This window comes from Burkholderia sp. JPY481 (assembly GCF_038900515.1).
Classification (GTDB): Bacteria; Pseudomonadota; Gammaproteobacteria; order Burkholderiales; family Burkholderiaceae; genus Paraburkholderia; species Paraburkholderia youngii.
In genome coordinates this window covers 37,164-63,249 of record NZ_JAYMRT010000012.1, presented here as the reverse complement: position 1 = coordinate 63,249, position 26,086 = coordinate 37,164, and the positions used below count along the sequence as shown (strand labels likewise).

21 protein-coding genes are annotated in these 26,086 nt (G+C 62.8%); 6 read left to right on the top strand and 15 right to left on the bottom strand.

Translation table 11 applies throughout. The features are described 5' to 3' along the window. Positions 1-4: 4 nt before the first annotated feature. From bktB to VSR82_RS25705, 10 genes are all read right to left on the bottom strand, one after another. Positions 5-1,198 (bottom strand): beta-ketothiolase BktB, encoded by a 1,194-nt coding sequence (gene bktB / locus VSR82_RS25750; protein ID WP_498858209.1) that lies wholly within the window; start codon positions 1,196-1,198, stop codon positions 5-7. Between the two features lie 38 nt (positions 1,199-1,236). After that, complete coding sequence (locus VSR82_RS25745; RefSeq protein ID WP_410848416.1) at positions 1,237-2,469, bottom strand: acyl-CoA dehydrogenase family protein; 1,233 nt, start codon at positions 2,467-2,469, stop codon at positions 1,237-1,239. Between the two features lie 81 nt (positions 2,470-2,550). Next, the gene (locus VSR82_RS25740; RefSeq protein ID WP_368581510.1) at positions 2,551-3,315 is read right to left on the bottom strand and encodes an SDR family oxidoreductase; all 765 of its coding nucleotides are present in this window, start codon (positions 3,313-3,315) and stop codon (positions 2,551-2,553) included. A gap of 77 nt (positions 3,316-3,392) precedes the next feature. After that, positions 3,393-4,424, bottom strand: coding sequence for a phosphotransferase family protein (locus VSR82_RS25735; protein WP_498858208.1), 1,032 nt, complete (start codon positions 4,422-4,424; stop codon positions 3,393-3,395). A 19-nt stretch (positions 4,425-4,443) separates the two neighbouring features. Next, positions 4,444-5,118 carry a histidine phosphatase family protein gene (locus tag VSR82_RS25730; protein WP_429463466.1) on the bottom strand — a complete coding sequence of 225 codons (675 nt, stop codon included), beginning with the start codon at positions 5,116-5,118 and terminating at the stop codon, positions 4,444-4,446. Between the two features lie 21 nt (positions 5,119-5,139). Continuing rightward, positions 5,140-6,591 (bottom strand): NAD(P)(+) transhydrogenase (Re/Si-specific) subunit beta, encoded by a 1,452-nt coding sequence (locus VSR82_RS25725; RefSeq protein WP_498858231.1) that lies wholly within the window; start codon positions 6,589-6,591, stop codon positions 5,140-5,142. Between the two features lie 14 nt (positions 6,592-6,605). Next, positions 6,606-6,932 carry an NAD(P) transhydrogenase subunit alpha part 2 gene (locus tag VSR82_RS25720; protein ID WP_410848414.1) on the bottom strand — a complete coding sequence of 109 codons (327 nt, stop codon included), beginning with the start codon at positions 6,930-6,932 and terminating at the stop codon, positions 6,606-6,608. A 10-nt stretch (positions 6,933-6,942) separates the two neighbouring features. Beyond that, positions 6,943-8,088 (bottom strand): Re/Si-specific NAD(P)(+) transhydrogenase subunit alpha, encoded by a 1,146-nt coding sequence (locus VSR82_RS25715; RefSeq protein ID WP_429463464.1) that lies wholly within the window; start codon positions 8,086-8,088, stop codon positions 6,943-6,945. A gap of 163 nt (positions 8,089-8,251) precedes the next feature. Beyond that, positions 8,252-9,046, bottom strand: a complete 795-nt coding sequence (locus VSR82_RS25710; RefSeq protein ID WP_368581505.1) for a TauD/TfdA dioxygenase family protein — start codon at positions 9,044-9,046, stop codon at positions 8,252-8,254. A 28-nt stretch (positions 9,047-9,074) separates the two neighbouring features. Continuing rightward, positions 9,075-10,046: a zinc-binding dehydrogenase gene (locus VSR82_RS25705; RefSeq protein WP_410848412.1), complete on the bottom strand. Its 972-nt coding sequence runs from the start codon at positions 10,044-10,046 to the stop codon at positions 9,075-9,077. Between the two features lie 298 nt (positions 10,047-10,344). Between VSR82_RS25705 and VSR82_RS25700 the strand changes: the two genes are divergently transcribed. The 6 genes from VSR82_RS25700 (at position 10,345) to VSR82_RS25675 (ending at position 18,584) form a co-directional block, all read left to right on the top strand. Continuing rightward, positions 10,345-10,635, top strand: a complete 291-nt coding sequence (locus VSR82_RS25700; protein WP_368592638.1) for a UxaA family hydrolase — start codon at positions 10,345-10,347, stop codon at positions 10,633-10,635. A 4-nt stretch (positions 10,636-10,639) separates the two neighbouring features. Continuing rightward, positions 10,640-11,794, top strand: coding sequence for a UxaA family hydrolase (locus VSR82_RS25695; protein WP_368581502.1), 1,155 nt, complete (start codon positions 10,640-10,642; stop codon positions 11,792-11,794). 6 nt (positions 11,795-11,800) lie between these two features. Continuing rightward, the gene (locus tag VSR82_RS25690; RefSeq protein WP_429463456.1) at positions 11,801-12,505 is read left to right on the top strand and encodes a GntR family transcriptional regulator; all 705 of its coding nucleotides are present in this window, start codon (positions 11,801-11,803) and stop codon (positions 12,503-12,505) included. Next, a complete protein-coding gene (locus tag VSR82_RS25685) occupies positions 12,502-13,512 on the top strand; it encodes an Ldh family oxidoreductase (protein ID WP_429463454.1) in 1,011 nt (336 codons plus the stop codon). Before VSR82_RS25690 ends, VSR82_RS25685 begins: the two co-directional genes overlap by 4 nt. A gap of 40 nt (positions 13,513-13,552) precedes the next feature. After that, complete coding sequence (locus VSR82_RS25680; protein ID WP_429463452.1) at positions 13,553-17,134, top strand: indolepyruvate ferredoxin oxidoreductase family protein; 3,582 nt, start codon at positions 13,553-13,555, stop codon at positions 17,132-17,134. Between the two features lie 124 nt (positions 17,135-17,258). After that, positions 17,259-18,584, top strand: a complete 1,326-nt coding sequence (locus VSR82_RS25675; RefSeq protein ID WP_410848408.1) for an MFS transporter — start codon at positions 17,259-17,261, stop codon at positions 18,582-18,584. Between the two features lie 125 nt (positions 18,585-18,709). On the opposite strand, the gene VSR82_RS25670 is transcribed toward VSR82_RS25675, so the two are convergent. The 5 genes from VSR82_RS25670 to VSR82_RS25650 all read right to left on the bottom strand — a co-directional run bounded on the left by VSR82_RS25670 (position 18,710) and on the right by VSR82_RS25650 (position 25,758). Beyond that, positions 18,710-19,609, bottom strand: coding sequence for a LysR family transcriptional regulator (locus VSR82_RS25670; RefSeq protein ID WP_368581498.1), 900 nt, complete (start codon positions 19,607-19,609; stop codon positions 18,710-18,712). Between the two features lie 175 nt (positions 19,610-19,784). Further along, positions 19,785-21,074, bottom strand: coding sequence for a DUF3422 family protein (locus VSR82_RS25665; RefSeq protein ID WP_368581497.1), 1,290 nt, complete (start codon positions 21,072-21,074; stop codon positions 19,785-19,787). 73 nt (positions 21,075-21,147) lie between these two features. Next, entirely contained in the window at positions 21,148-22,410 is a 1,263-nt protein-coding gene (locus VSR82_RS25660; protein WP_368581496.1) for an MFS transporter, read from the bottom strand. Positions 22,411-22,577: 167 nt separating this feature from the next. Next, the gene (locus VSR82_RS25655) at positions 22,578-24,218 is read right to left on the bottom strand and encodes a GMC family oxidoreductase (protein WP_368581495.1); all 1,641 of its coding nucleotides are present in this window, start codon (positions 24,216-24,218) and stop codon (positions 22,578-22,580) included. Positions 24,219-24,246: 28 nt separating this feature from the next. Then, on the bottom strand, positions 24,247-25,758 hold the full coding sequence (locus VSR82_RS25650) for an aldehyde dehydrogenase family protein (RefSeq protein ID WP_429463450.1): 1,512 nt from the start codon (positions 25,756-25,758) through the stop codon (positions 24,247-24,249). Between the last annotated feature and the right edge of the window lie 328 nt (positions 25,759-26,086).

Here is a 26,086-nt window from a genome sequence, read left to right as displayed (position 1 = left end):
GAGCCTAGGCGCGCCGAAGATTCTCGAATATCGCCGCAATCCCCTGCCCGCCTCCAATACACATGGTCACGAGCGCATAGCGTCCATTGATTCGTTCGAGCTCATGGAGGGCTTTGACTGTGATCAGCGCACCGGTGGCGCCGATCGGATGGCCGAGCGAGATGCCCGACCCATTGGGATTGACTTTCTGCGGATCCAGTTCGAGCATCCCCGTCACCGCACACGCCTGTGCCGCGAACGCCTCGTTCGACTCGATCACATCGAGATCCGACGCATGCAGCCCCGCGCGCTTCAACGCAGCGAGCGTCGCGGGCACGGGACCGATGCCCATGTACTGCGGATCCACTCCCGCGTGCGCGTATGAAACGAGGCGCGCGAGCGGGCTGATCCCGCGCGTGCTGGCGGTTTGGGCGTCCATCATCAGAAGCGCCGCTGCCGCGTCGTTGATGCCCGAGGCATTGCCTGCCGTCACGGTGCCGCCTTCCTTGACGAACGCGGGACGCAAACCGGCAAGCTCGTCATATCCGAGGTCGGCGCGCACGTGCTCGTCGGTATCGAACACCGTGGTTTGCCCTTTCACGGTTCTCTTCAACGCGGCGATCTGATCTGCGAAACGTCCCTCCGCGATGGCCCGCGCCGCGCGCCGATGCGACTCCAGCGCGAGCTCATCCTGCTGCTCTCGCGTGATGCCGTACTTGCGCGCGACATTCTCGGCGGTGATGCCCATGTGAATCGAATGAAACGGGTCGTGCAACGCACCGAGCATCATGTCGACGAGGCGGCTGTCGCCCATCCGCGCGCCAAAACGAGCGTCTGTCGCGAGATAAGGCGCGCGACTCATATTCTCCGCACCACCGCCGAGCGTGACCTCGGCGTCACTGAGCAGAATCGCCTGAGCAGCGCAAATGACCGCTTCCAGTCCCGAGCCGCACAGACGGTTCACCGTCATTGCCGGCGTCTCCTCGGAGACGCCGGCATCCAGCGCCGCGACCCGGGCCAGATAGAGATCCCTTGGCTCGGTGGCGATCACGTTGCCGAACACCACACGACCGACGTCCTGGCCCTGTACGCCTGCGCGCGCCAGCACCTCGCGTGCGACGAATGCGCCGAGCGCGGTGGGCGGCTGATCCCTGAGACTACCGCCGAACTTTCCAATCGCGGTGCGCACACCGCCGACAACCACCACTTCCCTTTGCATGCCCGACTCCTGAGATCAGAACTGTTTTACAGCGCCCGTCAACCGCGGTCTCGTCGAGAATGCCGCTGGAGTTCGAGCCGGGCGATCGCGTTGCGATGCACTTCGTCCGGGCCGTCCGCCAGCCGAAGCGTGCGCTGGTTCGCCCACGCATAGGCCAGCGGGAAATCGTCCGATACCCCCGCGGCGCCGTGCAACTGGATCGCCCAGTCCAAGACCTTCAGCGCCACGTTCGGCGCGACGACCTTGATCATCGCGATTTCGGCTCGCGCCGCCTTGTTGCCGACCGTGTCCATCAGCCACGCCGCTTTCAGCGTGAGCAGGCGTGCCATTTCGATCTCACAGCGCGCTTCGGCGATGCGTTCCTGCGTCACGCCTTGCTCGGCCAGCGGCTTGCCGAACGCCACGCGGCTGAGACTGCGTTCGCACATCAATTCGAGCGCACGTTCGGCGGCGCCGATGCTGCGCATGCAGTGGTGAATGCGGCCCGGCCCGAGCCGGCCTTGTGCAATCTCGAAGCCGCGGCCCTCGCCGAGCAGCAGATTCGCCACGGGCACGCGCACATCCTTCAGTTCGACTTCCATATGGCCGTGAGGCGCATCGTCGTACCCGAACACGGGCAGATAGCGCTTGACCGTAATACCCGGCGCATCGGCCGGCACCACGATCATCGACTGTTGCTGATGACGCTCCGCGTCCGGATCGGTCTTGCCCATCACGATGTAGATCTTGCAACGCGGGTCTCCGGCGCCCGACGACCACCACTTGGTCCCGTTGATCACGTAGTGATCGCCGTCGCGCTCGATGCGGCAGCAGATGTTCGTCGCATCCGACGAGGCGACTGCAGGCTCCGTCATCAGAAACGCAGACCGAATCTCGCCGCGCAACAGCGGTTCCAGCCAGCGGTCCTTCAATGCCTCGCTCGCGTAACGCTCGAGCGTTTCCATATTCCCCGTGTCCGGTGCCGAGCAGTTGAACACTTCGGGCGACCAGGGCACCCGTCCCATGATTTCGCACAGCGGCGCGTATTCGAGGTTCGAAAGACCTTCCGGCGCGCGTGGCGAGCGCGGCAGGAACAGATTCCAAAGTCCGGCCTTGCGTGCGAGCGGCTTCAGTTCCTCGATAATGCGCGTCGGAATCCACGCGTTGCCGGCTTGCCGATTGGCCTGAATCTCGGCCTGGTACCGGTGCTCGTTCGGATAGATATGAGTCTCGAAGAAATCGAGCAGCTTCGACTGCAGCTCTCGGACCTTCGGTGTGTAATCGAATTGCATCGTGTCTCCTTTCGTTCGCCTGCCGCGTCAAAACCGTGCACCGATCCGGTCGCGACGATATAGCGGCGGCGACTCCTTTCACTAGATGGTCAGCCCGCCGTCCACGACCAGGCATTCCCCATTGGTGTAGCTCGCGGCATCGGACACGAGATACAGCACCGCGCCGGCAAGCTCGCGCGGCTCAGCGTGACGACGAAGCGGGATCTTTTTCATCCACTCTTCGTAGATCGACGGGGTCTCGAACAGCGCGCTGGCGAACTTCGTCCGCGTCAGGCCGGGAAGCAGCGCATTGACGCGAATCCCGAATGGGCCGCACTCCTTGGCGAACGCCCTCGTCATGTTGACGACCGCCGCCTTGCTGATCGAATAGATGCCCTGCATATCGCCCGGCTGCAGCGCATTCACCGAAGCGGTGTTGACGATGGCGCCGCCGCCATGCTCGCGCATCAATCGGCCGGCTTCCACGGACATGAAGAAATAGCCGCGAATGTTCACTTCAACGGTCTTGTCGTATGCCGCGAGATCGGTATCGAGGATGTGCCCGAAATACGGGTTGGCCGCCGCATTGTTCACGAGTATGTCGAGGCGCCCATGGTGCGTGCGAATGTAGTCGAACGTTCTTGCGATGTCCTCCATGCGGCCCACGTGGCAGGCCAGCGCTTCGGCGTTGCCGCCCTCGCGGCGGATCTTCTCCGCGACGGCCAGACACTCTTCCAGCTTGCGGCTAGACACGATCACGTGCGCGCCCTGCTCCGCCAGCAACCGGGCGATTTCTTCACCGATGCCTCGGCTGGCCCCCGTGACGAGCGCGATTTTTCCGCTCAGATCGAAAAGTTTGGTGCTCATGCTGCTCCGTACTCCTGTCGATGATTCATGTTCGTTGGGGCGTCACCCGTTTGCGCAGTGCGCTCCTCCGCAGCCTGTCAGCTTTGCTCTTCCAGCGCGCTCACTGCCATCTGCGCGAGTTGTTCCACCATTTCGCCGACTGCGCCCGCGTTGGCATGCGAAGCGTTGCCCTCCATCGCACGTTTCTTGACGCCCTGTGCGATGGCGGCGAGGCGGAAAAAGCTGACCGCGAGATAGAAGGACCAGCCGTAGATTCCCGGAATGCCGCGCAATTCGCAGTACCGCGCGACGATCGCCTTCTCGTCCGGAATACCCAGCGCAGCCCGGTTCATTCCTTGAAGGCCCGCGACCGGCCCATTGGCGGGAAGCCGCAGACACATGCAGAAGTAAGCCAGGTCGGCAAGCGGATTGCCCAGCGTCGATAATTCCCAATCGAGCATGGCCTTGATCCGGCACTGCTGCGAATCGAAGATCAGGTTGTCGACGCGGAAATCGCCGTGCACGAGCGAGCGGGTTCCGTCGTCGGCGGGGCAATGAAGCGGCAGCCACGCGATCAGCTTCTCCATCGCGTCGATACGGCTCGTCTCCGACGCCCGGTACTGCCTCGTCCACAGATTGATCTGACGCTCGAAGTAATTTCCGGCCCGGCCATAGTCGGACAGACCGACCGTATCGACGTCCACGTCGTGCAAGGTCGCCATCGCGCGCACGATCGCGTCGTAATACTCGCCTCGCTGGTCACGCGAAATCTCCGGGAATGCGGGATTCCAGAAAATGCGTCCCTCCTCGAAGCTCATCACGTAGAACATCGTGCCGATCACATCGCAATCCGTGCACAGGTGATATGCGCGCGCGACCGGCACGTCCGTTTTCGTCAATGCCTCGAGCACGCGGAACTCGCGATCCACCGCATGCGCCGACTTCAGCAGCGGGCCGCCGGGCTGGCGGCGCAACACGTAGTTGCCGCTGGCCGCCTTCAGCAGGAAGGTCGGATTCGACTGACCGCCCGCGAACTTCTGCGCACTGACCGGCCCGTTGAACCCTTCGATCGTCCGCTCGAGATACGGGGCAAGTGTTCCCACATCTATTTGCATGGCGTCGTTCGTCATCGTTTCACCCTGTTCTCAATTAACCAAAAGTCTGGAAGCGGCGCCGGTCTGCGCGATCGAGGTGCGGATCGCTGTTGAAGCTGGCGAGGTGAAACGCATCCCGATTGAAGAAGAACCGGCAAAAGCTGCTGTTGCGGATCTGCAGATTCAGCGCAATCGCGGCGTCGGCCGGCGCCTGCAGCGCCTGTTGCGCGATGGCCGCCATCACACCGCCCGAGGTCACCACCAGCACCCGCTCAGCCGGGCTCTGCTGGATCGCCTGCCTCGCCGCTTCGACGCGATGCTGAAACTCCCGCCATGTCTCCGGAATCGGACTGCGGATCAAATCCTTCGACCACAGTTGCAGCACCCGCTTCAGGCTCCGGTAGAACTCTTGCCGGGAAGCACCGCGCCACGCCTTCAAATCCTGATGTGAGTCATCCAGTCCGTCGAAGAGCGCCTGAAAGTTGTACTCGTCCAAGCCGGCATGCTGCTCGACCGGCCCGAACGAACGACCCATGCCGCGACAGATTGCGTCGAGTGTCTGTCTGTGGCGGCGCATGCCGCCCGTCATCACGCGGTCGAAGTTCAGATCGAGCTGCGCGAAGTATTCGCCGAGCCAGACCCCCTGACGCTCGCCGACCTCGGACAGCACGTCGTAGTCACTCGCGCCAAAGGATGCCTGGCCGTGACGCACGAGATAAAGTTCTGCCATGAGTTTTCCTCGTCCGATCCGTCACGCCGCGGCCTTGACCATGTCCTCGATCACCTTCTTCGCATCGCCAAAGACCATCATGGTCTTGTCCATGTAGAAGAGATCGTTGTCGAGCCCGGCGTAGCCGGCCGCCATCGAGCGCTTGTTGACGATCACCGTGCGCGCCTTGTACGCCTCGATGATCGGCATGCCCGCGATCGGCGACTTCGGATCGTTCTTCGCGGCCGGATTCACCACGTCGTTCGCGCCGAGCACCAGCACCACGTCGACCTGGCCGAACTCGCCGTTGATGTCCTCCATCTCGTAGACCATGTCGTACGGCACTTCGGCCTCGGCGAGCAGCACGTTCATGTGCCCCGGCATGCGGCCGGCCACCGGGTGGATCGCGTACTTCACCTCGATGCCCTTCTCGACCAGCTTGTCGGTCAACTCTTTTAACGCATGCTGCGCGCGCGCCACGGCCAGCCCATAGCCCGGCACGATCACGACGGTTTCGGCGTTGCCCATCATGAACGACGCGTCATCGGCCGAACCCGATTTCACCGGACGCTGCTCCGCCGCGCCGCCCGCGGCCGCGCCCGGCTCGTTGCCGAAGCCGCCGAGGATCACGTTGAAGAACGAGCGGTTCATCGCGCGGCACATGATGTACGACAGGATCGCACCCGACGACCCGACCAGCGAGCCGGCGATGATCAGCATCGGATTGTTCAGCGAGAAGCCGATGCCCGCCGCCGCCCAGCCCGAGTACGAGTTCAGCATCGACACGACCACCGGCATGTCTGCGCCGCCGATCGGAATGATGATCAACACGCCGAGCACAAACGCGATGATCGTCATGATGATGAACGGCAGCCACGACTGCGTGAGGAAGAACAGCACGCCGAAGCCGATCATCGCCAGCGCGAGCACGAGATTGATCAGGTGCTGGCCCGGATAGACGACGGGTGCGCCTTGAAACAGGCGGAATTTGTATTTGCCCGACAGCTTGCCGAACGCAATCACCGAACCCGAGAACGTGATCGCGCCGACGAACGTGCCGATGAACAGTTCGATCCGGTTGCCGTAGGGGATGAAGCCCGCATGCGGCGCGTCCTGGACACCAAGTCCGAATGCCGCGGGTTCCGACACGACCGCGTACGCGATGCACACGGCGGCCACGCCGATCAGCGAGTGCATCGCGGCGACGAGCTCCGGCATCTTCGTCATCTCCACCCGCGCGGCGACGAACGCACCGACCGCGCCGCCGATGACTAACGCGGCAAACAGAAGCGCCAGTCCCAAAGCAAGGTTGGAGCCGAGCGATGCGGCCTGTTTCGCGATCAGCGCGACGGTCGTCAGAATGGCGATCGCCATGCCAGCCATACCGAATGCATTGCCGGCGCGTGCGCTTTTCGGGTTGGAGAGCCCCTTCAACGCCTGAATGAAGCAGACAGACGCGAGCAGATAAAAGAGCGTGACGACGTTCGCGCTCACGAAATCAAAGGACGTCATACGGCCTCCTTGCCGCCAGTGGCCAGTTTCTTCGGTTCCTTCTTCCTGAACATTTCGAGCATGCGTCTCGTGACGAGAAAGCCGCCGAACACGTTCACCGCGGCGAGCCCGACGGCGACCGTGCCGAAGAACTTGCCCGCGCCGCCGAGCGTGAGGCCCGCGGCAATCATCGCCCCGACGATCACGATCGCGGAGATCGCATTCGTGACTGCCATCAGCGGCGTATGCAGCGCCGGCGTCACGTTCCAGACGACGTGGTAGCCGACATAAATCGCCAGCACGAAGATGATCAGGTTGATCACCGTGTGATTGATAACTTCCATTGCGCTCCCCTCATCCGTTGCGCTTGACCACGCCTTCGTGCGTGAGCAGGGTTGCCGCGACGATGTCGTCCGCGAGATCGATATTGAGCGTGCCGTCTTTCGTGACGATCAGCTTCAGGAAGTCGACAAGGTTCCTCGCGTAGAGCGAGGACGCATCGGTCGGCACCATCGCCGCCAGGTTCGTGTAGCCGACGATCTTCACGCCGTTCTCCGTGACGACGACCTTGTCGGTCTCGGTGAGCGGACAGTTGCCGCCTCGATGTCCGCCGATGGCCGGCCCGCGTCCCGCGGCAAGATCGACGATGACGGAGCCCGTCTTCATCGCCTGCACCGTTTCGGACGAGATCAAGGTCGGCGCGTCGCGCCCGGGAATCAGCGCCGTCGTGATCACGATATCGGCCTGTTTCGCCTTTTCGTGCACGAGCGCCGTCTGGCGTTGCAGCCAGCTCGCCGGCATCGGCCGCGCATAGCCGCCCGTGCCTGCCGCAGCCTCGCGCTCTTCGTCGGTCTCGTAGGGCACGTTGAGAAACTTCGCGCCGAGCGATTCGATCTGCTCTTTCACTGCGGGGCGCACGTCCGACGCTTCGATGACCGCGCCGAGGCGCTTGGCCGTCGCAATCGCCTGAAGTCCCGCGACGCCTGCACCGAGCACCAGCACCCGTGCGGCTTTCACCGTGCCCGCGGCTGTCATCAGCATCGGCATGAAGCGCGGATAGTGCTCCGCCGCGACGAGGACCGCCTTGTAGCCCGCGATGTTCGCCTGCGACGACAGCACGTCGAGGCTTTGCGCGCGCGTCGTGCGGGGCGCGGCTTCGAGCGCGAACGCAGTCAGCCCCGCGTCGGCAAGACGGCGGGTGTTGTCGGTATTGAACGGGTCGAGCATGCCCGCCAGCACCGAACCGCGTTTCATCAGCAACAGTTCGGATTCAGTCGGCGATGCAACTTTCAGCACGATTTGCGCGCCGAAGGCCGCCGCCGCATCCCCGATCTGCGCGCCCGCTTTGCGGTAAGCGTCGTCCGTGTAGTGCGCGCATTCACCGGCACCCGACTCGACGGTCACGCTGCGTCCTTGCGACACGAGCATCTTGACCGTCTCAGGCGTTGCCGCGACGAGCGATTTTTGACCCCGCGACTCGGCGGGCACTCCAATCTGCATTTCAGACCTCACCTTGCGCTTACCTGCGCCGATAGTCTCTGTGGTTCACCTGACGATGCGGTCTTCGCGCGCCGGGAACGGCGCGCGATATGCCGCACGTCTCATCATTCGACGTCCGAAATAAATTGATGTCGAAAGCGCATTCGTTCTACATCGGCTCCTGTCAGACCGGCACTTCGCCCTCGAGGGTGATGCGGTTGAGCACGCGTTCAGCCTCGCCGTAGTCGTGCACCGCGTAGTGCATGGTGCAGCGGTTGTCCCACATGACGACGTCGCCTTCCTGCCACATATGGCGGTATACGTTGTCCGGCGTGGTCGAGTGTTCGTACAGGAAGTCGAGCAACGGGCGGCTTTCGGCGACGGTCATCCCTTCGATCTGCTGGGCGGTCTCACGGTGGCCGACGTAGAGGGCCTTGCGGCGCGTCTCCGGATGCGTGCGCACGATCGGGTGGACCGCCTCGGGAATCTTGTCGATCCCTCGCATTCTGGCCAGTCGCAGCCCCGTGAACCGCGCACGCAGACCTTCGAGCATGCGCTGCATGGTCGGAGACAAGCGCTCGTACGAAAGGTATTGATTGCACCACATCGTGTCGCCGCCGTGCGGTACCACGACTGCCGACAGGATCGAGATCTTCGGTGGCACCGGTGTATAGATCGAATCGGAGTGCCACGCCTCGGTCGACGCCGTTTCCTTCGGAATCTTGGTTACCTGGATAAGTCCCGGAAAGCCCGGCACGCTCGGATCGAGCGGATTGTTTTGCGCAGGCTTGCCCCAGAGTTTGGCGAACTCGACGTGAGCCGAAGGCTGCAGCCGCTGGCCGCGAAATACGAGCACACCGTAGTCGAGAAACGCGCGATGCAGCACTTCGAAGTTCGTCACGTCGACCGGTTCGTTGAGGTTGATGCCTTCGACGCGCGCGCCCACCGAACCGGTGAGCGGAGTGATCTGGATACCCATGAATATCTCCTTTTCCTCTGCTTGAGGTTTAGTTTGTGGTGAGGACAATCTTGCCGATATGTTGATCGAGCAGCATGTAGGCATGTGCTTCGCCGATCGCATCCATTGCGAAGGTGCGATCGATCGGCAGGCCGATGCGGCCCGCTGCGAGATGGGGCAGCAAGTCGCGCGCGCATGCCTCGATGCACTGCAGCCGCTCCTCCTCGGTACGGGTGCGGAACGTCACGCCAATCAGCTTCAAACGCTTGAGCCAGAGCTGGCTCAGATCGATCTGAGCGGTGGCCGAGCCGAGTCGGGCGATGTTGACGAGCCGACCCTTGACCGCGAGGCTTTGCATGTTCGCCTCGAAGACCGGTCCGCCCACGGTGTCGATGATCAGATCGACCCCTCGCTTGTCGGTGGCGGCCATCACCACATCGAGCTGTGATTGGTGCGACGAGTCGATGCCTACGTCGACGCCGAATTCGGCCAGCCGATCGAGCTTCGCGGCCGAGCGCGATTGGGCCATCACGGGCTTGGCACCCCATACGGACGCGATCTGAATCGCCGCCATCGCAACGCCGCCCGAGGCGCCGTTGATCAGCACCGACTCGCCTGCGCGCAGTTCCCCATTGGTGATCACGGCGTCGTGCGCGGTGATGAACACGTTCGGGAAAGCCGCCGCTTCGATCCAGGAAAGCCCTTCCGGCACCGCCATCAAGGCCCGGGGATCAGAGAGCACGTACTCGGCCTGGCAACCCTTGCCGTGTCCCATCACGCGATCGCCCTCGCGCCAGCCGCTGACGCCCTCTCCGACTGCCGCCACTTCCCCGGCAAATTCGACGCCCGTGGTGATCGTATTGCCCGAGCGCAGGTCGCGAGCCTGATTGATCTCGCCACGATTCAGGCCGGCCGCGCGCACCCTGACCAGAACCTGTCCCGCGCCAACGACCGGGACCGGGATGTCTTGCACCTCCACGATGCCGCCCGACGGGGCCGGTATTACACGCACTGCTTTCATCGACGTCGTCTCCTTTGAAGAACTCGTTCTGTCTGGTCCGCTTTGCGACCCGCTAGCGCTTTTTTCCGACGAATATTCGCGCCTCGTTGACGCAGTCGGCGGATTGCTTTCGTTGAGTCAAAGATAGTCGCGCCCCCTTCGAGTGTCAACAACTTATATATAGGACCATGGAAAATACCTATATAGGACTTCGCGAACTCGACCTATTCTGTTTCCACGGATTCGCGCAATTTCAAACGCGATTCGCTGGATCCACCGGTCCTACGCTAGTTCATAGATCTATATAGGAGTTTAACCAATGCCTCGCGCCATCGTGCTTCATGCCACCGACAACGTGGCAACACTGCTGGACCCCGGACAGGAAGGGGAAACCTGCGTCCTGCAGGGAGAAGTAACCGGCCAGGTGACCCTGACGCAGGACGTCCCCTTTGGCCACAAAGTCTGCATCGCACCGACTACGGAAGGCGCCAAGGTACTCAAGTACGGCCAGGTCATCGGTACTGCTCGCCGCGCGCTCCGGGTTGGCGAGCACACCCATGTTCATAACGTCGATTCCACCCGCGCTCGCGGTGATCTGAAAACGAGGTAACTACGTGATGAAAACATTCCTTGGCTATCGACGCGAAAACGGCGCCGTTGGCGTGCGCAACTGGGTTGCGGTGATTTCCGTCATGGATAACTGCAATCCCGTTACGCGCACGATCAGTGAGGCGGTCGAAGGCACGATCCCGGTCACGACGCTGTTCGTGCGCGGGCAGTTCGGCGCGGATCTCGATTTCGCCTATGAATCGCTGGCCGGTCTCGGGCGCAACCCGAATATCGCAAGCGTCCTGCTGGTGGGACTGGAAGAATCGTCCACCGAAGAAGTGGCGTCCCGCATCCGCGCCACCGGGAAAGCGGTCGAAACGGTGCATCTGCAGCCGAACGGCACCATCGCCTGCATTGCGGAAGGCACACGCAAGGCGATGCGCCTTTCGATTGCCGCATCCCGCTTGCGCCGCGAGCCGTGTCCTGTTTCCGAACTGGTCGTGGGCGTCGAGTGCGGTGGGTCCGATACGACTTCCGGACTGAGCTGCAACCCGACGATCGGCCGGATGGCCGACCAGATCATCGCCGAGGGCGGCACGGTCATCATTTCGGAGACCTCGGAGTTCATCGGCGCCGAGCATCTGTTCGCTGCACGGGCCATCGACGAAACGGTCAAGGCGGCATTCGTCTCCGCGGTGCGCAACATGGAGCAAGGCGCGATCGACCGGGGCGTCGATATGCGCGAATCGCAGCCGTCGCCCGACAACAAGAAAGGCGGCTTGACGACGGTCGAGGAAAAGGCGCTCGGCGCGATGGCGAAGGCAGGCTCGAGCCCCCTCGTCGGCGTGCTGCGATACGGCGAAGCTCCTCGCCGCAAGGGTCTGCACTTCATGGATGCCCCTGCGGCGGCGGTCGAAAACCTCACAGCGCTTGCCGCGGGTGGTTGTCAGCTTACGTTCTTCGGCACTGGCGTCGGCAATCCGATCGGCAACATGGTTGCGCCGACGGTGAAGGTGTGCGGAAACATCAATACCGTCAGGACGATGCGCGACAACATCGATTTCGATGCGAGCGGCGTGCTCGAACAGGCCATGAAGATTTCCGATATCGGTGACCGGCTGTACGAATACGCGCTGGACGTCGCGTCTGGCACCTGCCTCGCGAGCGAAGTGCTCGATGTCCGCGAAACAGCGGTCAGCCGTTTCGAACGCAGCCTCTGAAGCAAGATGACAAAACTGTCCATGGTGTCGGATGCCATCATCCGCGATATCGAATCGGGGTCATTGCGCGAGGGTGATCGCCTTCCTTCCGAAGGCGAGCTGGCGGCACGGCACCATGTAAGCGTCGGCACGATCCAGAAGGCGCTCACCCAGCTCTCGCACTCCGGACTCATCACGCGCGAGCAGGGTCGCGGCACCTTCGTGTCGGGCACGCGCGTGGCTCCCGCGGACGTTCGCTACCTGCGCTTTCGCGGCGCAGACGGCAACGATCTGCCTTGCTATGTCCACGCGCGCTCCGTCAAGCGCACGACACGCAAGGGGCCGTGGTCGGAGTTTCTGGGCGGCGACGGCTTCGTGCGAATCGAGCGCATGATCAACGTCGGAGGGCGGTTCGATCTCTACAGCGAATTCTGGCTGCGAGAGGAAGACTTCGCGGAGCTGGGTGGCCTCGACCGCTCCGCACTCGAAAAAAACCTCCGCGAACTCGTGGGTCAACGGCTTTCGCTGCCCACCTTGCGCGTGGACCAGTGGATCCGGTTTGGCGAACTGCCCTCGGCCGTCGCTGAAGAACTGATGATCGCAACGGGCCAGGCAGGCTTAATCAAGGAATTGCGCGGCTACACACTGCGCAATCGGCCGCTCTACTACCAGTCCGTCTATGCCGGGCCGTTTCAGGAGCGTCTTGTCATCGAGCGGGAGAACGGGCAATGAGTACGCATTGGTCACCTGACACCATCGGGCATTGGACCGCGCGGATTTTCGAAACCTGCGGCGTACCACGGGATCACGCCGCGGAAGCTGCGTCGATCCTCGTTCGCAGCGAGCTGCGGGGTTACAAGACGCATGGCATGACGCGCCTTTCGTCCTACGTGAACCGGCTGAAGAACAGGGAGTTCAATCCGAAGCCCACGATGTCGCATCGGGCTTTCCCGGGCGGCATCGTGCTGAACGCCGACGGCGCAATGGGACAGATTGCCGGCCCTCACGCCGTGCGCCTTGCGCTCGAAGCGCTGAACACGAGCGCCTCCGTGCTCGTCGTGATGCAGTCGTGCGGCCATCTCGGGGCGCTCGGCATCCACACGCTGCTGGCCGCCGAAGCAGGCGCCTTCAGCGTGATGGGGCAGCACACGCCGCCGGCGCTCGCGCTCGAAGGCTTTCGCGGCCCGGCGATCGGACACAACCCGATCTCCTTCGGCTGCCCTTTGCCGGGACAAGCGCCGATCGTCTTCGACGTGGCCTGCAGCGTGGCGGCGAGAGGCCACATTCTGCTCGCCGCCCGCGAAGGCAAGTCCATTCCCGAAGGCTGGGCGCTCGACTCACAAGGCCGGCCCACCACGGATCCGCAGTGCGCGCTCGAAGGCTCGCTGATGCCGATGAGCGGACACAAGGGCATGGGCATCGCGATGATGGTCGAGTGCCTGGCGGGCGCGCTCGCCGCTACCGCGGGTTCACTCAACTCGCCGCGCGGCGATGCGATGCAGGACGCGTTCCTCTGGCTCGTGCGTCCCGAATCCTATACGGGGCGTGAGGCCTTCGACGAGTACATGCGCCAGTGGACCGAGACCTACGTGACAGCAGGCGGCGACGCCCGGCTGCCGGGTGCGCGTGGCGACGTGCTCGAGCGCGAAGCCCGCGAACGCGGCATGACGCTGCCCACCGCGATCGCCGACGAACTGGCCGCACTTGGCGAGCAGCTTGGCGTGCGCTTTCCTGCGTAATCGCCCTGCCCCTGACAACATCAATTGACGAGTAACAGCAATGAATGCCCCACTCTCAGAAGCAAACCGTGAGGCCATGGAGGCCGTCACCCTCGACGACAAGTACGCGCTGGATTCCGGGCGTGCCTTCATGAGCGGCGTCCAGGCGCTCGTGCGCCTGCCGCTCGTGCAGCGCGCACGCGATGCGCAAGGCGGCCACAATACCGCCGCGTTCATCTCCGGCTACCGGGGCTCACCGCTCGGCACCTATGACCAGGCGCTGTGGCAGGCCAAGAAGCACCTTGCGAACAACCATGTCGTGTTCAAACCAGGCGTCAACGAAGAACTCGGCGTCACGGCGGTTTGGGGCTCGCAGCAGCTCGAGTTCGACCCGGCGAGCAAAAAATACGATGGCGTGTTCGGCATCTGGTACGGCAAAGGCCCCGGTGTGGACCGCAGCGGCGACGCGCTCAAGCACGCCAACCTCGCGGGCACCGCGCCCCTCGGTGGCGTGATCGCGCTAGCCGGAGACGACCACGTCTCCAAGAGCAGCACGCTCGCGCATCAGAGTGACCACACGTTCATCGCTGCCGGACTGCCGGTGTTCTTTCCCGCGAACGTGCAGGACATCCTGGACCTCGGCGTTCATGCCTTCGCGATGAGCCGCTTCAGCGGCTTGTGGGCGGGCATGAAGACCGTGCAGGAAGTGGTCGAGTCCGGCTCGTCGGTGCTGACTGCTGTCGACCGGGTGGGCATCCTGCTGCCTGAAGACTTCGCGGTGCCCCAAGGCGGCCTGCACATCCGCTGGCCGGACGACCCGCTCACCCAGGAAGCCCGGATGATGGAGTACAAGTGGCCGGCCGCGCTCGCCTATATCCGCGCGAACCGGCTCAACCACAACGTCATCGAAGGTCCGAACGATCGGCTCGGCATCATCGCGAGCGGCAAGGCCTACAACGACACGCGCCAGGCGCTGATCGACCTTGGGCTCACCGAAGAGCTGTGCCGCGAGCTCGGCATCCGGCTGCACAAGGTCAGCGTGGTATGGCCGCTCGAGCCTCAGGGTGTGCGCGAGTTCGCGCGCGGCCTGCGTGAAATCCTCGTCGTCGAGGAAAAGCGCTCGCTGATCGAACAGCAGTTGAAGGACGAGCTTTATCACTGCAACCCGGATACACGGCCTGTCGTGCTCGGCAAGTACGGTCGCGCCGACGGTGAAGACATCGGCGGCGAATGGAGCCACGGCAGGCCGGGCGACGACTGGCTGCTGCGCGCGAAGGCCGATCTCACGCCCGCGATGGTCGCCAGGGCGATCTCCGGGCGCCTGAAGAAGCTCGGCGTGCCACCGGACGTGGTCGCCCGCATGGACCAGCGCCTCGCGCAGATCGACGCGGCCGAACGTACCGCCGCCGAAGGCGCGAGCGGCGGCGCGGACCGCCTGCCATGGTTCTGCCCCGGCTGCCCGCACAACACCAGCACCCGAGTTCCGGAGGGATCGCTCGCCACCGCAGGGATCGGTTGTCACGGCATGGCGGTGTGGATGGACCGCTCGACCACGTCCTGGTCCCAGATGGGCGGCGAAGGCGTGTCCTGGATGGGACAGGCGCCGTTCAGCAAGCGCTCCCACATGTTCGCCAATCTGGGCGACGGCACGTATAACCACTCCGGGCTGCTCGCCATCCGACAGTCGGTCAATGCCGGGGTCAACATCACCTACAAGATCCTGTTCAATAGCGCCGTGGCGATGACGGGCGGCCAACCGGTCGACGGTCAGCTCGACGTGCCTGGCATGACCCGCGAGCTTGCCGCTGAGGGCGTGAAGCGCACCGTAGTGGTAACCGATGAGCCGGAGAAGTACGCGGGCGTGACGGATCTCGCGCCCGGCGTCACGGTACGCCATCGCGATGCGCTCGATGACGTGCAGCGCGAGCTGCGCGAGCTCGAGGGCGCCACCGCGATCATCTACGACCAGGTCTGCGCCACCAAGAAGCGTCGCGAACGCAAACGCGGCACGATGCCCGATCCGGAAAAGCGGGTGATCATCAACGAGCTCGTGTGCGAAGGCTGCGGTGATTGTTCGGTCGAAAGCAACTGCGTCGCCGTTCAACCGCTCGAGACCGAGTTCGGCCGCAAACGCCAGATCAATCAGAACACGTGCAACAAGGACTTTTCCTGCGTCAAGGGTTTCTGCCCGAGCTTCGTCACGGTCGAAGGCGGTCAGCTCAAGAAGCCCGCGGCAGCGCGCAGCGCGAAGCTCACCGAGATGCCGGCCCTGCCCGAGCCGACGCTGCCCGACGCTGCCATCGCGCGGCGCATCCTGGTGGCCGGCGTGGGCGGTACGGGCATCGTCACGATCGGCCAGGTGCTCGGCATGGCGGCGCACCTCGAAGGCAAGTACGTGACCACGCAGGATGCAACCGGCATGGCGCAGATGGGCGGCGCCACCTGGAGCCACATCCAGATCGCGAGTGACGACAATGCCCTGCACGCGACGCGGGTCGATACCGCGTCGGCCGATCTCGTGCTGGCTTGCGACACGGTGGTGGGCGCGAACAAATTCACCCTGTCCACCATGCATCCGGGGCGCACTTATGTCGTGCTCAATAGCCACGTGACGCCAACCGCGGCTTTCGTGCGCAATCCCGACTGGCAAGCCGGCACCGACCAGTCCATCGCGGCAATCCTGAACGGGGCAGGCCCTGGTCAAGTCGGCGTTTTCGACGCCGAGCGCATGGCCACGCAACTGCTCGGCCAGTCGATCTACTCGAACCTGATGCTGCTGGGCTACGCGTGGCAGAAGGGCCAAGTGCCGCTTACGCGGGCCGCGCTGATGCGTGCGATCGAGCTCAATGGCGTGCAGGTCGAAAGCAACAAGGCTGCCTTCGAGTGGGGCCGTCATTGCGCGCACGACCTCAACAGGGTGCCGGTGCGCTCCGCTGACGCCCAGGTGATTCAGTTCGCGAAGAAGCCGTCGCTCGCCGAGTTCATCGAGAAGCGATCGGCGTTTCTGGTCGGCTATCAGAGCCGCGCTTATGCCGCTCGTTACGAAGCGTTCGTCGCAAGAGTGCAGGAGGCCGAGAGCCGCTTTGGCAGCGATCGGCTCAGCAGAACCGTCGCGCGTTACCTGTTCAAACTGATGGCCTACAAGGACGAGTACGAGGTGGCGCGCCTGCATACCGACGCGGCATTCACGATCAAGATCGCGGAGATGTTCGAGGGCGACTACAAGCTCGTGCATCACCTCGCACCCCCGCTCCTGTCGAAGCGCAATGCGAAGGGCGAGCATGTCAAGCGAGCCTTCGGACCCTGGGTTCGTAGCGCGTTCCGCGGCGTGGCAGCGTTCAGGGGCTTGCGCGGAACCGTCGTCGACCCATTCGGATACAGCGCCGAACGACGCACCGAACGTGCGCTGATCGGCGAATACCGCGCCTGTATCGAGGAACTTCTGCGGACGCTTTCGGAGGACAAGCTCGAACTGGCGCTGGAGATCGCGGCCCTTCCCGAGATCATCCGCGGTTACGGCCACGTCAAGGCCCGCAACCTCGATGCCGCACGGGTTCGCTGGGCAGCTTTGATGTGCCAGTGGCGCGATGGCGAACGCGCTCCGCAACGAACGTCCGTCGCGCTCGAACAAAGCGCCAATTGAGTGAAGCAACCTGCCGCGGCCTGATGCGCTCATCGGGCCGCGGCCCGCTGGGACGCGGCTTCGCCGGTCCCTTCAGCCATCACACAGATGCTGGCTGACACCTGACAAAAACCCAGGAGACACCATGCCTCATCATCGTTCCGTCATCAGCACGTCTTCGCCGTCGATGACTTCAGCCGTCTCATCCGGCAAACCGTTGTCGAAACCGTGGGCCATTGGTGCAATCACGGTTGGCAGCGGTCTCGAACTCTACGACTCGGTCGTCTACAACTTCTTTGCCACGCTGATCGGCCCACAATACTTTCCACTGACCGACCCTCTCGGCCAGTTACTGTTCTCTTTTGCCGCCTTCGGCGTCGGCTATCTGATGCGACCGATCGGCGGATTGGTGATCGGCGCCTACGCCGACCGCGTCGGCCGCAAGCCTGCCGTGGTGCTTACCCTGTGGCTGATGGCGTTGAGCGCCACGATGCTAGTGCTGGCACCAACCTACGCCCAGATCGGTCTGGCCGCGCCGGTCATCATGACGATTGCACGTCTGCTTCAGGGCTTTGCGATTGGCGGCGAGATGGGACCGGCCAGCGCGATGCTGCTCGAATACGCCGACGATAAGTCACGTGGGTTCTATACGAGCTGGCAGCCGTTCAGCCAGGGGCTCGCGGCGATCTTCGCGGCGCTCGTCGCCCTTTCGTTGACCAATTTCCTGCCGCAGTCCGCGCTGTCATCCTGGGGTTGGCGCGTCTCGTTCGTGATCGGCATTCTGGTGATTCCGCTCAGCGTGATGATCCGGTCACGTCTGGACGAGACTCTGGTTCCGACCAAGTGGGGCGAAAGCGATGCGATCTCGCACCGCCGCCTCGTGAAAGAACACCGGCGGGAACTGCTCGCCAGTGTGCTGCTGATGATTGGACTGGCATCGGCCGTGCATATCGTTGTTTTCTATCTTCCCAACTACGGCGCGATCCAGCTTCATCTGCCGCTTTCGCAATCGATCTGGGCGGGCTTCGTGGGCTCGGTGGCGCTCACCCTGCTCTCACCGTTCGCCGGCTGGCTCAGCGATCGCATCGGCCGTAGAAAGGTCGTGTGGTGGTCGCGCGTCGCGATGCTGGCGATGATCTATCCGGCGTTTTACGCGCTGAATAATCTGCACTCTCTGACTTGCCTGCTGATCGTCGCCGGCTGCCTTGCCGTCCCAATGGCCATGACTTCCGCCTCGACCCTGGTGCTGGTCAGCGAAGTGCTGCCGCAGCGGCTGCGCGCAACGGGATTGTCGGTCAGCTATTACGTTGCCGTCGTGATCTTCGGGAGCTTCTCGCAATTCTTCTCGACCTTGCTGATCCATTTGACGAAGGACGCCAACGCCCCCGCTTACTATGTGATCGGCTGTGGATTGATATCGCTCATCGGTCTTGCGATGGTCCACGAAACGAAGGGACGCCGGCTCGCATAGTTTGCGACGAACTAGCGCTTGTCTGCTCGCATACCGACACAGGCGAAGCTGCCCGCAAAACCGCCACCACCCCGCTTGTGTTGAACAAGCCAACGGGCGGTGGCGGTTTTCAGCTATCCGCCTTCTCAAATGTGCGAACTTAGTCGCTGAACCAATCGATTGGCGGCAGGGGAAAGCTGCCGCCCAGCACGCGTGATCAGATGAGCCTCAGGACTCTGAAGCAAGCGGTTCTCCACTGGCAAGGCCACTAACTCACCGGCGGCGATTTCGGGTGCAATGGAAATCGGCGTGAGAAAGGTGAAGCCGAGATTGCTCTTTGCGAACAGCTTGAGAACGGCGACTGAATTCGTCGTGATCACTGGCGTAAGCCGGACCTTGTCGACCAGCATCGCCGCATCGACCAACCGCCGCGTGCCATGCTCCGGGTGTGTCAACGCGACCGGATATGAAAGAAGATCGTGAAGCGTGACCGACTCGACTTTTCCCACCAGAGAAAACGTCGGGGAAACGATCGCATGCATCGGCTGACGCGACTTCACGCGGGTCACGATTCGGGCGTCCGGCGTCGGGTTGAACACCAAACCGACATCCGCTTCGTCCTCCGACACCCGGCGCATCACCTCGTTGGTGCTGCAAAGATCCAGCGTGATTGAAATGTCCGGATAGGTCTCGCAGAACTGCTTGATCGGTCCATCGACCATGGTGGAGGCAAACCCTTCACCCATGACGACGGTAACCAGTCCTCGACGCAGCCCCCTGATTTCCTGAAGCTTCGACACGAGATCAGCCTGATTGGAACGCTGCTGGCGAAAATACTCGACGAGCAGCGCACCGGCCTCGGTGGCCTTGACGCCACGCTTGTCTCGCTCCACCAGCTGCATCGCGAGTTCCTGTTCCAGCAAGGCGATCTGCCTGCTGACGGCCGAGGGCGCCAGGTCGAGATGCTCGGCAGCCGCCCGTACCGTGCCGCGCCGTACGGCTTCGTACAGGTATCCAATGCGGCTTTCGTTGATTGCACCGTCCATTCTGTGTCCTCGCGCATTGGACAAAGGCTTTCGGGCTTGCGATTCATTGTCGCATTCTGGGCCGTCACAATGCAACGCGTGTTCCGGCGCAGGTGGGGCGCTTGCGTCAGCTTCATCCACCTTCCGAAATGAAGCTCGTCGCTTTGCGTCGGCGAACGACGGGAAGCTCATGGCGTCATTCCGAAACCTGGCGACCCACGGCCATGGGCTTTCGATCGCCGCGCTTCTTATGCCTCGTGACCATCAACACCGACAATACGACCGGGACGATCAACAGCCCTTCGACCAGCTCGGGATCGAGCGGCAGCGCGGCCGCGTGGAGTGACTTGAGCGCCGCACCCGCGAGCGACAGCACATAGTATGAAACAGCTGCGACCGACAGCCCTTCGACCGCGTGCTGGAGCCTTAGCTGACTGCGTGCCGTCTGATTCATGCCTTCGAGAAGCCGCGTCGTATCCTCCTCCTGCGCGACATTGACGCGCGTGCGCAGCAGCGCGACCACCCTCGCAACACGCGCCGCGAACTGCTCCTGCCGGGTCCAGACCGCGTTGCACGTTTGCATCGCCGGGCCGAAACGGCGTTCCATGAACTCGGCGATCGTCGGCATACCCTCTATCCGTTCCTCCCGCAACTCATGAATGCGGGCTTGCACGAGACCCTCATAGGCCCGCGACGCGCTAAAGCGTGGCGCCGACCCGGCGAGCGTCTCGACTCGCACAGCGAGATGCGTCAGGCTCACCAAAAGTTCCGAATCGCGGTATCCCCTTTCGCTCTGATCCATGGTTCTCATGATCGGCACGAGTGAATACTGGAGTTCGTCCAGCGCCATGCTCATATCGCGAGCGACCGGCAACGCGAGCAAGGCCATCATCCTGTAGGTCTCTATTTCGTAGAGACGTTGAAGGAGCCGTCCGCTCTGAACTTCACGCAAGCCTTTGTCGATCACCAGGAAGCGTGAAAACCCGTCGCTCTTGATGGTCCAGTCGCAAAACACCTGCGCGCTTCCGAGCACATGACTACCCACCATCCCAGACCCATCGATCCATCTGTTTGCATTGTCGGACGCGTAAACGGCGGCCTCGCCCGACACCAGTTCGGTCCTGACGGCGACGAATTGCTTCCCCTTGATTGCTTCGAACCACGCAGACGGCACGTGTTCCGTCGCAAGGTCCGAGAAGTAATCGGTATCATCCCGGCGGGCGACGAAGGTGAAGGTAGAGAACTCGGTGTGTCGTTCCCATTTCAGCTGCTTGTCGTCGCTCCACCGGAACGAATAGTGCTTGGTATCGGCAATGGGCTCGGCAATGCCGGTGAGCCGGCACAGGTGCCTTAAAAGCGCTTCGTGAATCGTCGCTTCGCCGTCGGCATAGACCGCTATATGCGTCAATGACACCGACCCACTGATCCGCAGAAATGGCCGTGCGTGCAGCTCGTCGGCCAGCGTGGCTCGTAAGGGATGATCCATGGGCAACTCGCATACTTCGTCAATCATGAGCTGGACGGCACGCCGAGCGCGGTGCAAGCAGGCAAGACCGTGATCAGGCTTTCGAAAGGGAACTCGCGACCTCGCCCGTAGCGGGTTGTCCTGCACGCCGATAACGCCCAAGCGTAAGAGTCAGCACACACGCAACCAGCAAGATGCACGGCAAGATCAGGAGCGGCAAATCGTAGTTGCCGTGCCGGTCGAAGTAGCGGCCGATCGCCACCGGGCCGACCACAGCACCAAGGCCATACCCGCAGAAGCAGATGCCGTATAGCGTCCCGAACGAACGCAGACCGAAATAGGAGCGCACCAGGTACGAGATCAGATCGCCCTCCGCACCGATCGTCAGTCCGACCAGGGCCGCCGCCATCATCAGCGTCGGAAGTTCGTGCGAACCACGCAGCATGAGAAGACCAATCGCGCCGGACACGAAGAACACGCAAGTGACGAACGGCGCATGCATACGGTCGAGCATCAGACCGGTCAGAAGGCGCCCCGCGAGCAAGCCGGTTCCGAGCATCGACGCACCGCGTGCGGCATCGGCCGGGCTGAAGCCGCGATCGGCGAGCATGGTCGGCAGGTGCGGGACCAGGGCCAGCGTGCACGAGGACCCGACCAGAAAAATCAGCCAGATCGCCCACAGTCGATAAGTCTTCGCCGCCTGGACGAGCGACAGACCGTCCGCAGGTTCGACATCAACCCGCCGCAAGCCGCGCGGCGCGCGTCTACGCTCCCTGATCAGCAGGCATGCCAGCAGCGTGAGCGGAATCGAGCCGGCCCCAAGCGCGACGTAGGCGGCTCGCCAACCGAATTCCGATACCAGCATTTGCGCGAGTGAAGGCATCAGCGTCGTACCGATGCCGAGACCGCACATGGCCAACGCAAGTGCCAGCCCGAGGCGACGGTCGAACCACTGCGGCAGTACGGCAAGATAGCCGACAACCGAGACCGCGGCCCCGAAGATGCCGACCAAAGCGGACAGCCCGACCCAAAGCATCTTGTCGCCATTCTGCAAGGCCATGCAGATGACGGCGAAACCGTAGGCAACGCCGAGCGATGCCACCACCCGACGAACCCCGAATCGATCCATCAGCATGCCAACCAGCGGACTGCCGACGGTGAGCCCCATCATCGAAGCAGAGTACGACAGGGACGCCATCGAACGACCCCATCCGAACTCTCCTCCCACTGCTCGCGCGAAAATACCTCCAGCCGCATGAAACGACGGCGTCAAGCCGGCGAACATGCCCAGTGCAGCACCTAGCACAACCGCACAATACGTCCACCTCCCGATTGGGCGGTCATTTTTCCGATCCATGGTGTCTCCTCTGTGGGCGGCCCGCCGGCCTTGGTGGCGGCTGTGGCTCGCAGCATCAGTTACGATGTGAATGGAATGTCAATCGTCAGGTTCGCTCCGTCTGAACGCCTCCCATATCGGGCAGTTCGACGTGTGACGGGCTTCAGCGCATTGCATGCTTACCGGGATCAGACTGCTCCCGATCTATGTGCTGCCATCACGAGATCAGCGGCCTTTTCACCGATCATGATCGACGCAGCATTGGTATTGGGCGAACACATCGTCGGCATCACCGAGGAATCGACGACGCGCAAACCGATGACGCCCCTGACTCTCAATTCTGGATCGACTACGGCCATTGCGTCCGTGCCCATCTTGCAGGTGCCGATTGGATGCCAGCTCGTCTGACCAGACTGACGGATGTACTGCAGTAGCGCGTCGTCATCCTGGACATCGATTCCCGGGCGCGTTTCCCGCGCGACGAACTCCGCCATGCCGGGCTGCCTGACGATTTCGCGCGACATCCGCAACGCTTCCAGCATGACCCGCTTGTCCGCCTCGTTGCTTAGGTAGCGTGGCTCGATGACGGGCGCATCCAGCGGATTCCGGCTGCGCACGTGCAAATGCCCGCGGGATTCAGGGCGTAGCTGGAAAAAGCCGACATTGAAGCCCGGGAAGGAATCGAGTCCGAATCCCTTGCCGGCGTACCGATCGGCGCCGCTGAGGTGGCCGATCTGAATCTTCACGCTCGGCCGGGCATCATGAGGTCCCGAACGCGCAAGCGCATGGGCGGAAACGGACGGCGTTCCCATGATTCCGCGGCGGGTCAGCAGGTAAGCCAGTCCCATCCGGCCCTGGCGCCAGCGGCTGTGCATGATCTCGTTCAACGTAACCGGCTGCGTGCACGCATAGGTAAGGCGTGACTGCAAGTGATCGATCAGGTTCTCTCCGACACCGGGCAAATGCTGTTGAACCGCAATTCCCAGAGCGCGGAGCCGTTCCGCGTCGCCGATGCCGGATAGTTCCAGCAATTGCGGCGACTTGATCGGGCCAGCACTGACGATCACCTCGCGCCTTGCGAGGGCGCGACGTGTCTGCCCGCCCTGCGTGTATTCGACGCCTGTCGTCCGTTTGCCGTCGAACAACAAATGCGTGGCAAGCGCCTCGGTGACGAGGTGCAGGTTTCGATGCGGGCGACCACGCAGATAGCCCGCTGCCGTGCTGCAACGTCTGCCGCTGCCGGTCGACAGTTGCAGGTAGCTGACGCCTTCATAGGATGCGCCGTTGTAGTCCTCGGTAGCGGGGATGCCAGCGCTCCGGCATGCGCTGATGAACCCATCACTGAGCGGGTTCGGGCTGACCTGAGCCACCGACGACACCTGAATCGGTCCGCTTCTGCCACGGTAAGCGTCCTCGCCGAACGCGACCGCCTCGAGCCGCCTGAAGTAAGGCAGCAGCGACGCATAGTCCCACCCTCGATTGCCGAGTTCGGCCCAGTGATCGAATTCCGCCGGCTCACCGCGCACATAGATCATGCCGTTGACCGAGCTCGATCCGCCGGGCATGCGTCCGCGCGGCCAATAGACCTTCTGGTCGGCCAGATCTTTCTGCGGTTCGGTGGAAAACTGCCACACGTATTTGTCGTTCTGCAAAAGCTTGGCGACACCGATCGGAACCTTCACCCAGAAGTCCCGATCGCGAGGTGCGCCGGCTTCGAGCAACAGGACCGTCCCTGCGTTGCGCTCGGCCAATCGCGTAGCGAGCGTGGCACCAGACGATCCGGCGCCGATCACCACATAGTCGAAAGTCTCAGTGTGTACCGTATTCATGATCGGCTTGATTCTCCTTTTCCTTCGCTCAGGCGCGACCGAACGGGGTGACTGCCGAGGCGGCCGTCTGAACCCAGACACTCTTGGTCTGCGTGTACTCGTAGAGCGCCTCGATGCCGCTCGTGCGTCCATAGCCGCTGTTCTTGTAGCCGCCAAACGGCGAACCCACGTGAATCGAGCGGTAGCTGTTGATCCAGAAGGTTCCCGCGTCCACCTGTGCCGCCACACGGTGTGCTCGTGCGACGTCATTGGTCCACACGGCGCCCGCCAGACCAAACTCGTTGTCGTTGGCGATGGCGATCGCCTCTTCCTCGGTTTCGAACGGAATCGCCGCGATGACGGGACCGAATACCTCGGTGCGCGCGATGTCCATGTCGTTCGAGACGCCCGTGAATAGCGTTGGGGGTACGAAGTATCCTTCGTCGCCGAACTTCGTCGTCCCAGCGGCAAGGTGCGCGCCTTCCTCGACGCCTCTGGCGATCATTCGCTTGATGTGCTCGAACTGATTCCGGTTGTTGATGGGGCCGATCTCAGTGGTGTTTTCAAGGGGATGCCCAACGCGCAGCTTGCGCGCACCGTCGGCGACCTTGCCGACCACCTCGTCATAGACTTTGCGATGCACCAGCAAGCGTGATCCCGCCGTGCAGCTCTGCCCTGCGCCCGAAAAGACCGCCACTTGTGCGCCCGCCGCCGCCTGATCGAGGTTGGCGTCATCGAACACGATGTTGGCTGACTTGCCGCCGAGCTCCAGGATGCACGGAATGACGCGCTTTGCCGCAGCTTCGGCGATTCTCACGCCGGTTGCGGGCGATCCGACGAAAACGACCTTCTTCACGGCATGGTCTGCGATCGCCGCTTGAGCGGTGGTGTGACCGTACCCTGCCAGAACGTTGATCAGGCCCACCGGCACCCCGGCTCGTTCCGCCAGCATCGCGATCGCGAGCGACGTGAACGGGGTCAGCTCGGACGGTTTGAGCAGCACGGCGTTGCCGACGGCGATGGTCGGCGCCACTTGCCACCCAAACGACAGCATCGGGATATTCCACGGTGCGACGTGCAGAATCGTGCCGTACGGCTCGCGGCGAGTGTAGTTCAGATGCGTGGTCGGCACAGGGATCACGTGGCCATAAAACTTGTCGGCCCACCCTGCATAGAATTCGAACATCTCCGCCACCATCTCGGCTTCGCGGCGGCTATCGCGAATCGGCTTGCCGGTCGAGATCGCTTCAAGGCGAGCGAGCGGCTCGTTGTGCTCCCGCACTTTGGCCGCGACGGCGTAAAGGATTCGACCGCGCGCGGCATGCGTCATCCCCCACCATTTCTTCTGCGCTTCCTGCGCGGCGACGCACGCCTGCTGCGCGCATGCCGCGCCGCCGTCCCGATAGCTGACCGATTTTTCCCCGCTGGCTGGATCGTATATCTGGATCTCGTCGCCGGTGCCCGGAATGAGTCTGCCGCCTACATAGGATCCGATCTCCGTCGCGCCGGGGAAAAACTCAGCAAATGCTTCGAACAAACCTTCTACCGTTGACTGCTCCATCAGTACGCTCCGATCAGATGTGGGTTGAATCTCTCGCTCACAGGCTGCGTTGGTCGTTCGACCGCTGCTATCGAACGCTGCCAGTCACTGTTTGCGTTGAATGCCGAAGCAGTATGTTTTGAAGAGGGGTGTCGATCAATTAGACAGGTTGAGCAATCGTGTTCTAACAAAGAGAACACCTCTGCTAGAGCCCCACGCGGCGGCGCGCTCTAACGTCGGCAGGTGGCCGCGGCACTGCGCGCTGACTGCAGGTGTCCGCGGAGTTTCAGGCGGACGCGAGGCATCCGCGTGTGCTCCGTGAACGGGTGCTATCAGCCTGGAATTTGCT

Coding starts and splice junctions, on each gene's coding strand:
- VSR82_RS25735 (WP_498858208.1), bottom strand. CDS start 4,424: ATGACGAACGACGCCATGCAAATAGATGTGGGAACACTTGCCCCGTAT.
- VSR82_RS25720 (WP_410848414.1), bottom strand. CDS start 6,932: ATGGAAGTTATCAATCACACGGTGATCAACCTGATCATCTTCGTGCTG.
- VSR82_RS25665 (WP_368581497.1), bottom strand. CDS start 21,074: ATGGATCATCCCTTACGAGCCACGCTGGCCGACGAGCTGCACGCACGG.
- VSR82_RS25700 (WP_368592638.1), top strand. CDS start 10,345: ATGCCTCGCGCCATCGTGCTTCATGCCACCGACAACGTGGCAACACTG.
- bktB (WP_498858209.1), bottom strand. CDS start 1,198: ATGCAAAGGGAAGTGGTGGTTGTCGGCGGTGTGCGCACCGCGATTGGA.
- VSR82_RS25745 (WP_410848416.1), bottom strand. CDS start 2,469: ATGCAATTCGATTACACACCGAAGGTCCGAGAGCTGCAGTCGAAGCTG.
- VSR82_RS25730 (WP_429463466.1), bottom strand. CDS start 5,118: ATGGCAGAACTTTATCTCGTGCGTCACGGCCAGGCATCCTTTGGCGCG.
- VSR82_RS25650 (WP_429463450.1), bottom strand. CDS start 25,758: ATGGAGCAGTCAACGGTAGAAGGTTTGTTCGAAGCATTTGCTGAGTTT.
- VSR82_RS25740 (WP_368581510.1), bottom strand. CDS start 3,315: ATGAGCACCAAACTTTTCGATCTGAGCGGAAAAATCGCGCTCGTCACG.
- VSR82_RS25660 (WP_368581496.1), bottom strand. CDS start 22,410: ATGGATCGGAAAAATGACCGCCCAATCGGGAGGTGGACGTATTGTGCG.
- VSR82_RS25670 (WP_368581498.1), bottom strand. CDS start 19,609: ATGGACGGTGCAATCAACGAAAGCCGCATTGGATACCTGTACGAAGCC.
- VSR82_RS25685 (WP_429463454.1), top strand. CDS start 12,502: ATGAGTACGCATTGGTCACCTGACACCATCGGGCATTGGACCGCGCGG.
- VSR82_RS25715 (WP_429463464.1), bottom strand. CDS start 8,088: ATGCAGATTGGAGTGCCCGCCGAGTCGCGGGGTCAAAAATCGCTCGTC.
- VSR82_RS25690 (WP_429463456.1), top strand. CDS start 11,801: ATGACAAAACTGTCCATGGTGTCGGATGCCATCATCCGCGATATCGAA.
- VSR82_RS25710 (WP_368581505.1), bottom strand. CDS start 9,046: ATGGGTATCCAGATCACTCCGCTCACCGGTTCGGTGGGCGCGCGCGTC.
- VSR82_RS25705 (WP_410848412.1), bottom strand. CDS start 10,046: ATGAAAGCAGTGCGTGTAATACCGGCCCCGTCGGGCGGCATCGTGGAG.
- VSR82_RS25675 (WP_410848408.1), top strand. CDS start 17,259: ATGCCTCATCATCGTTCCGTCATCAGCACGTCTTCGCCGTCGATGACT.
- VSR82_RS25655 (WP_368581495.1), bottom strand. CDS start 24,218: ATGAATACGGTACACACTGAGACTTTCGACTATGTGGTGATCGGCGCC.
- VSR82_RS25680 (WP_429463452.1), top strand. CDS start 13,553: ATGAATGCCCCACTCTCAGAAGCAAACCGTGAGGCCATGGAGGCCGTC.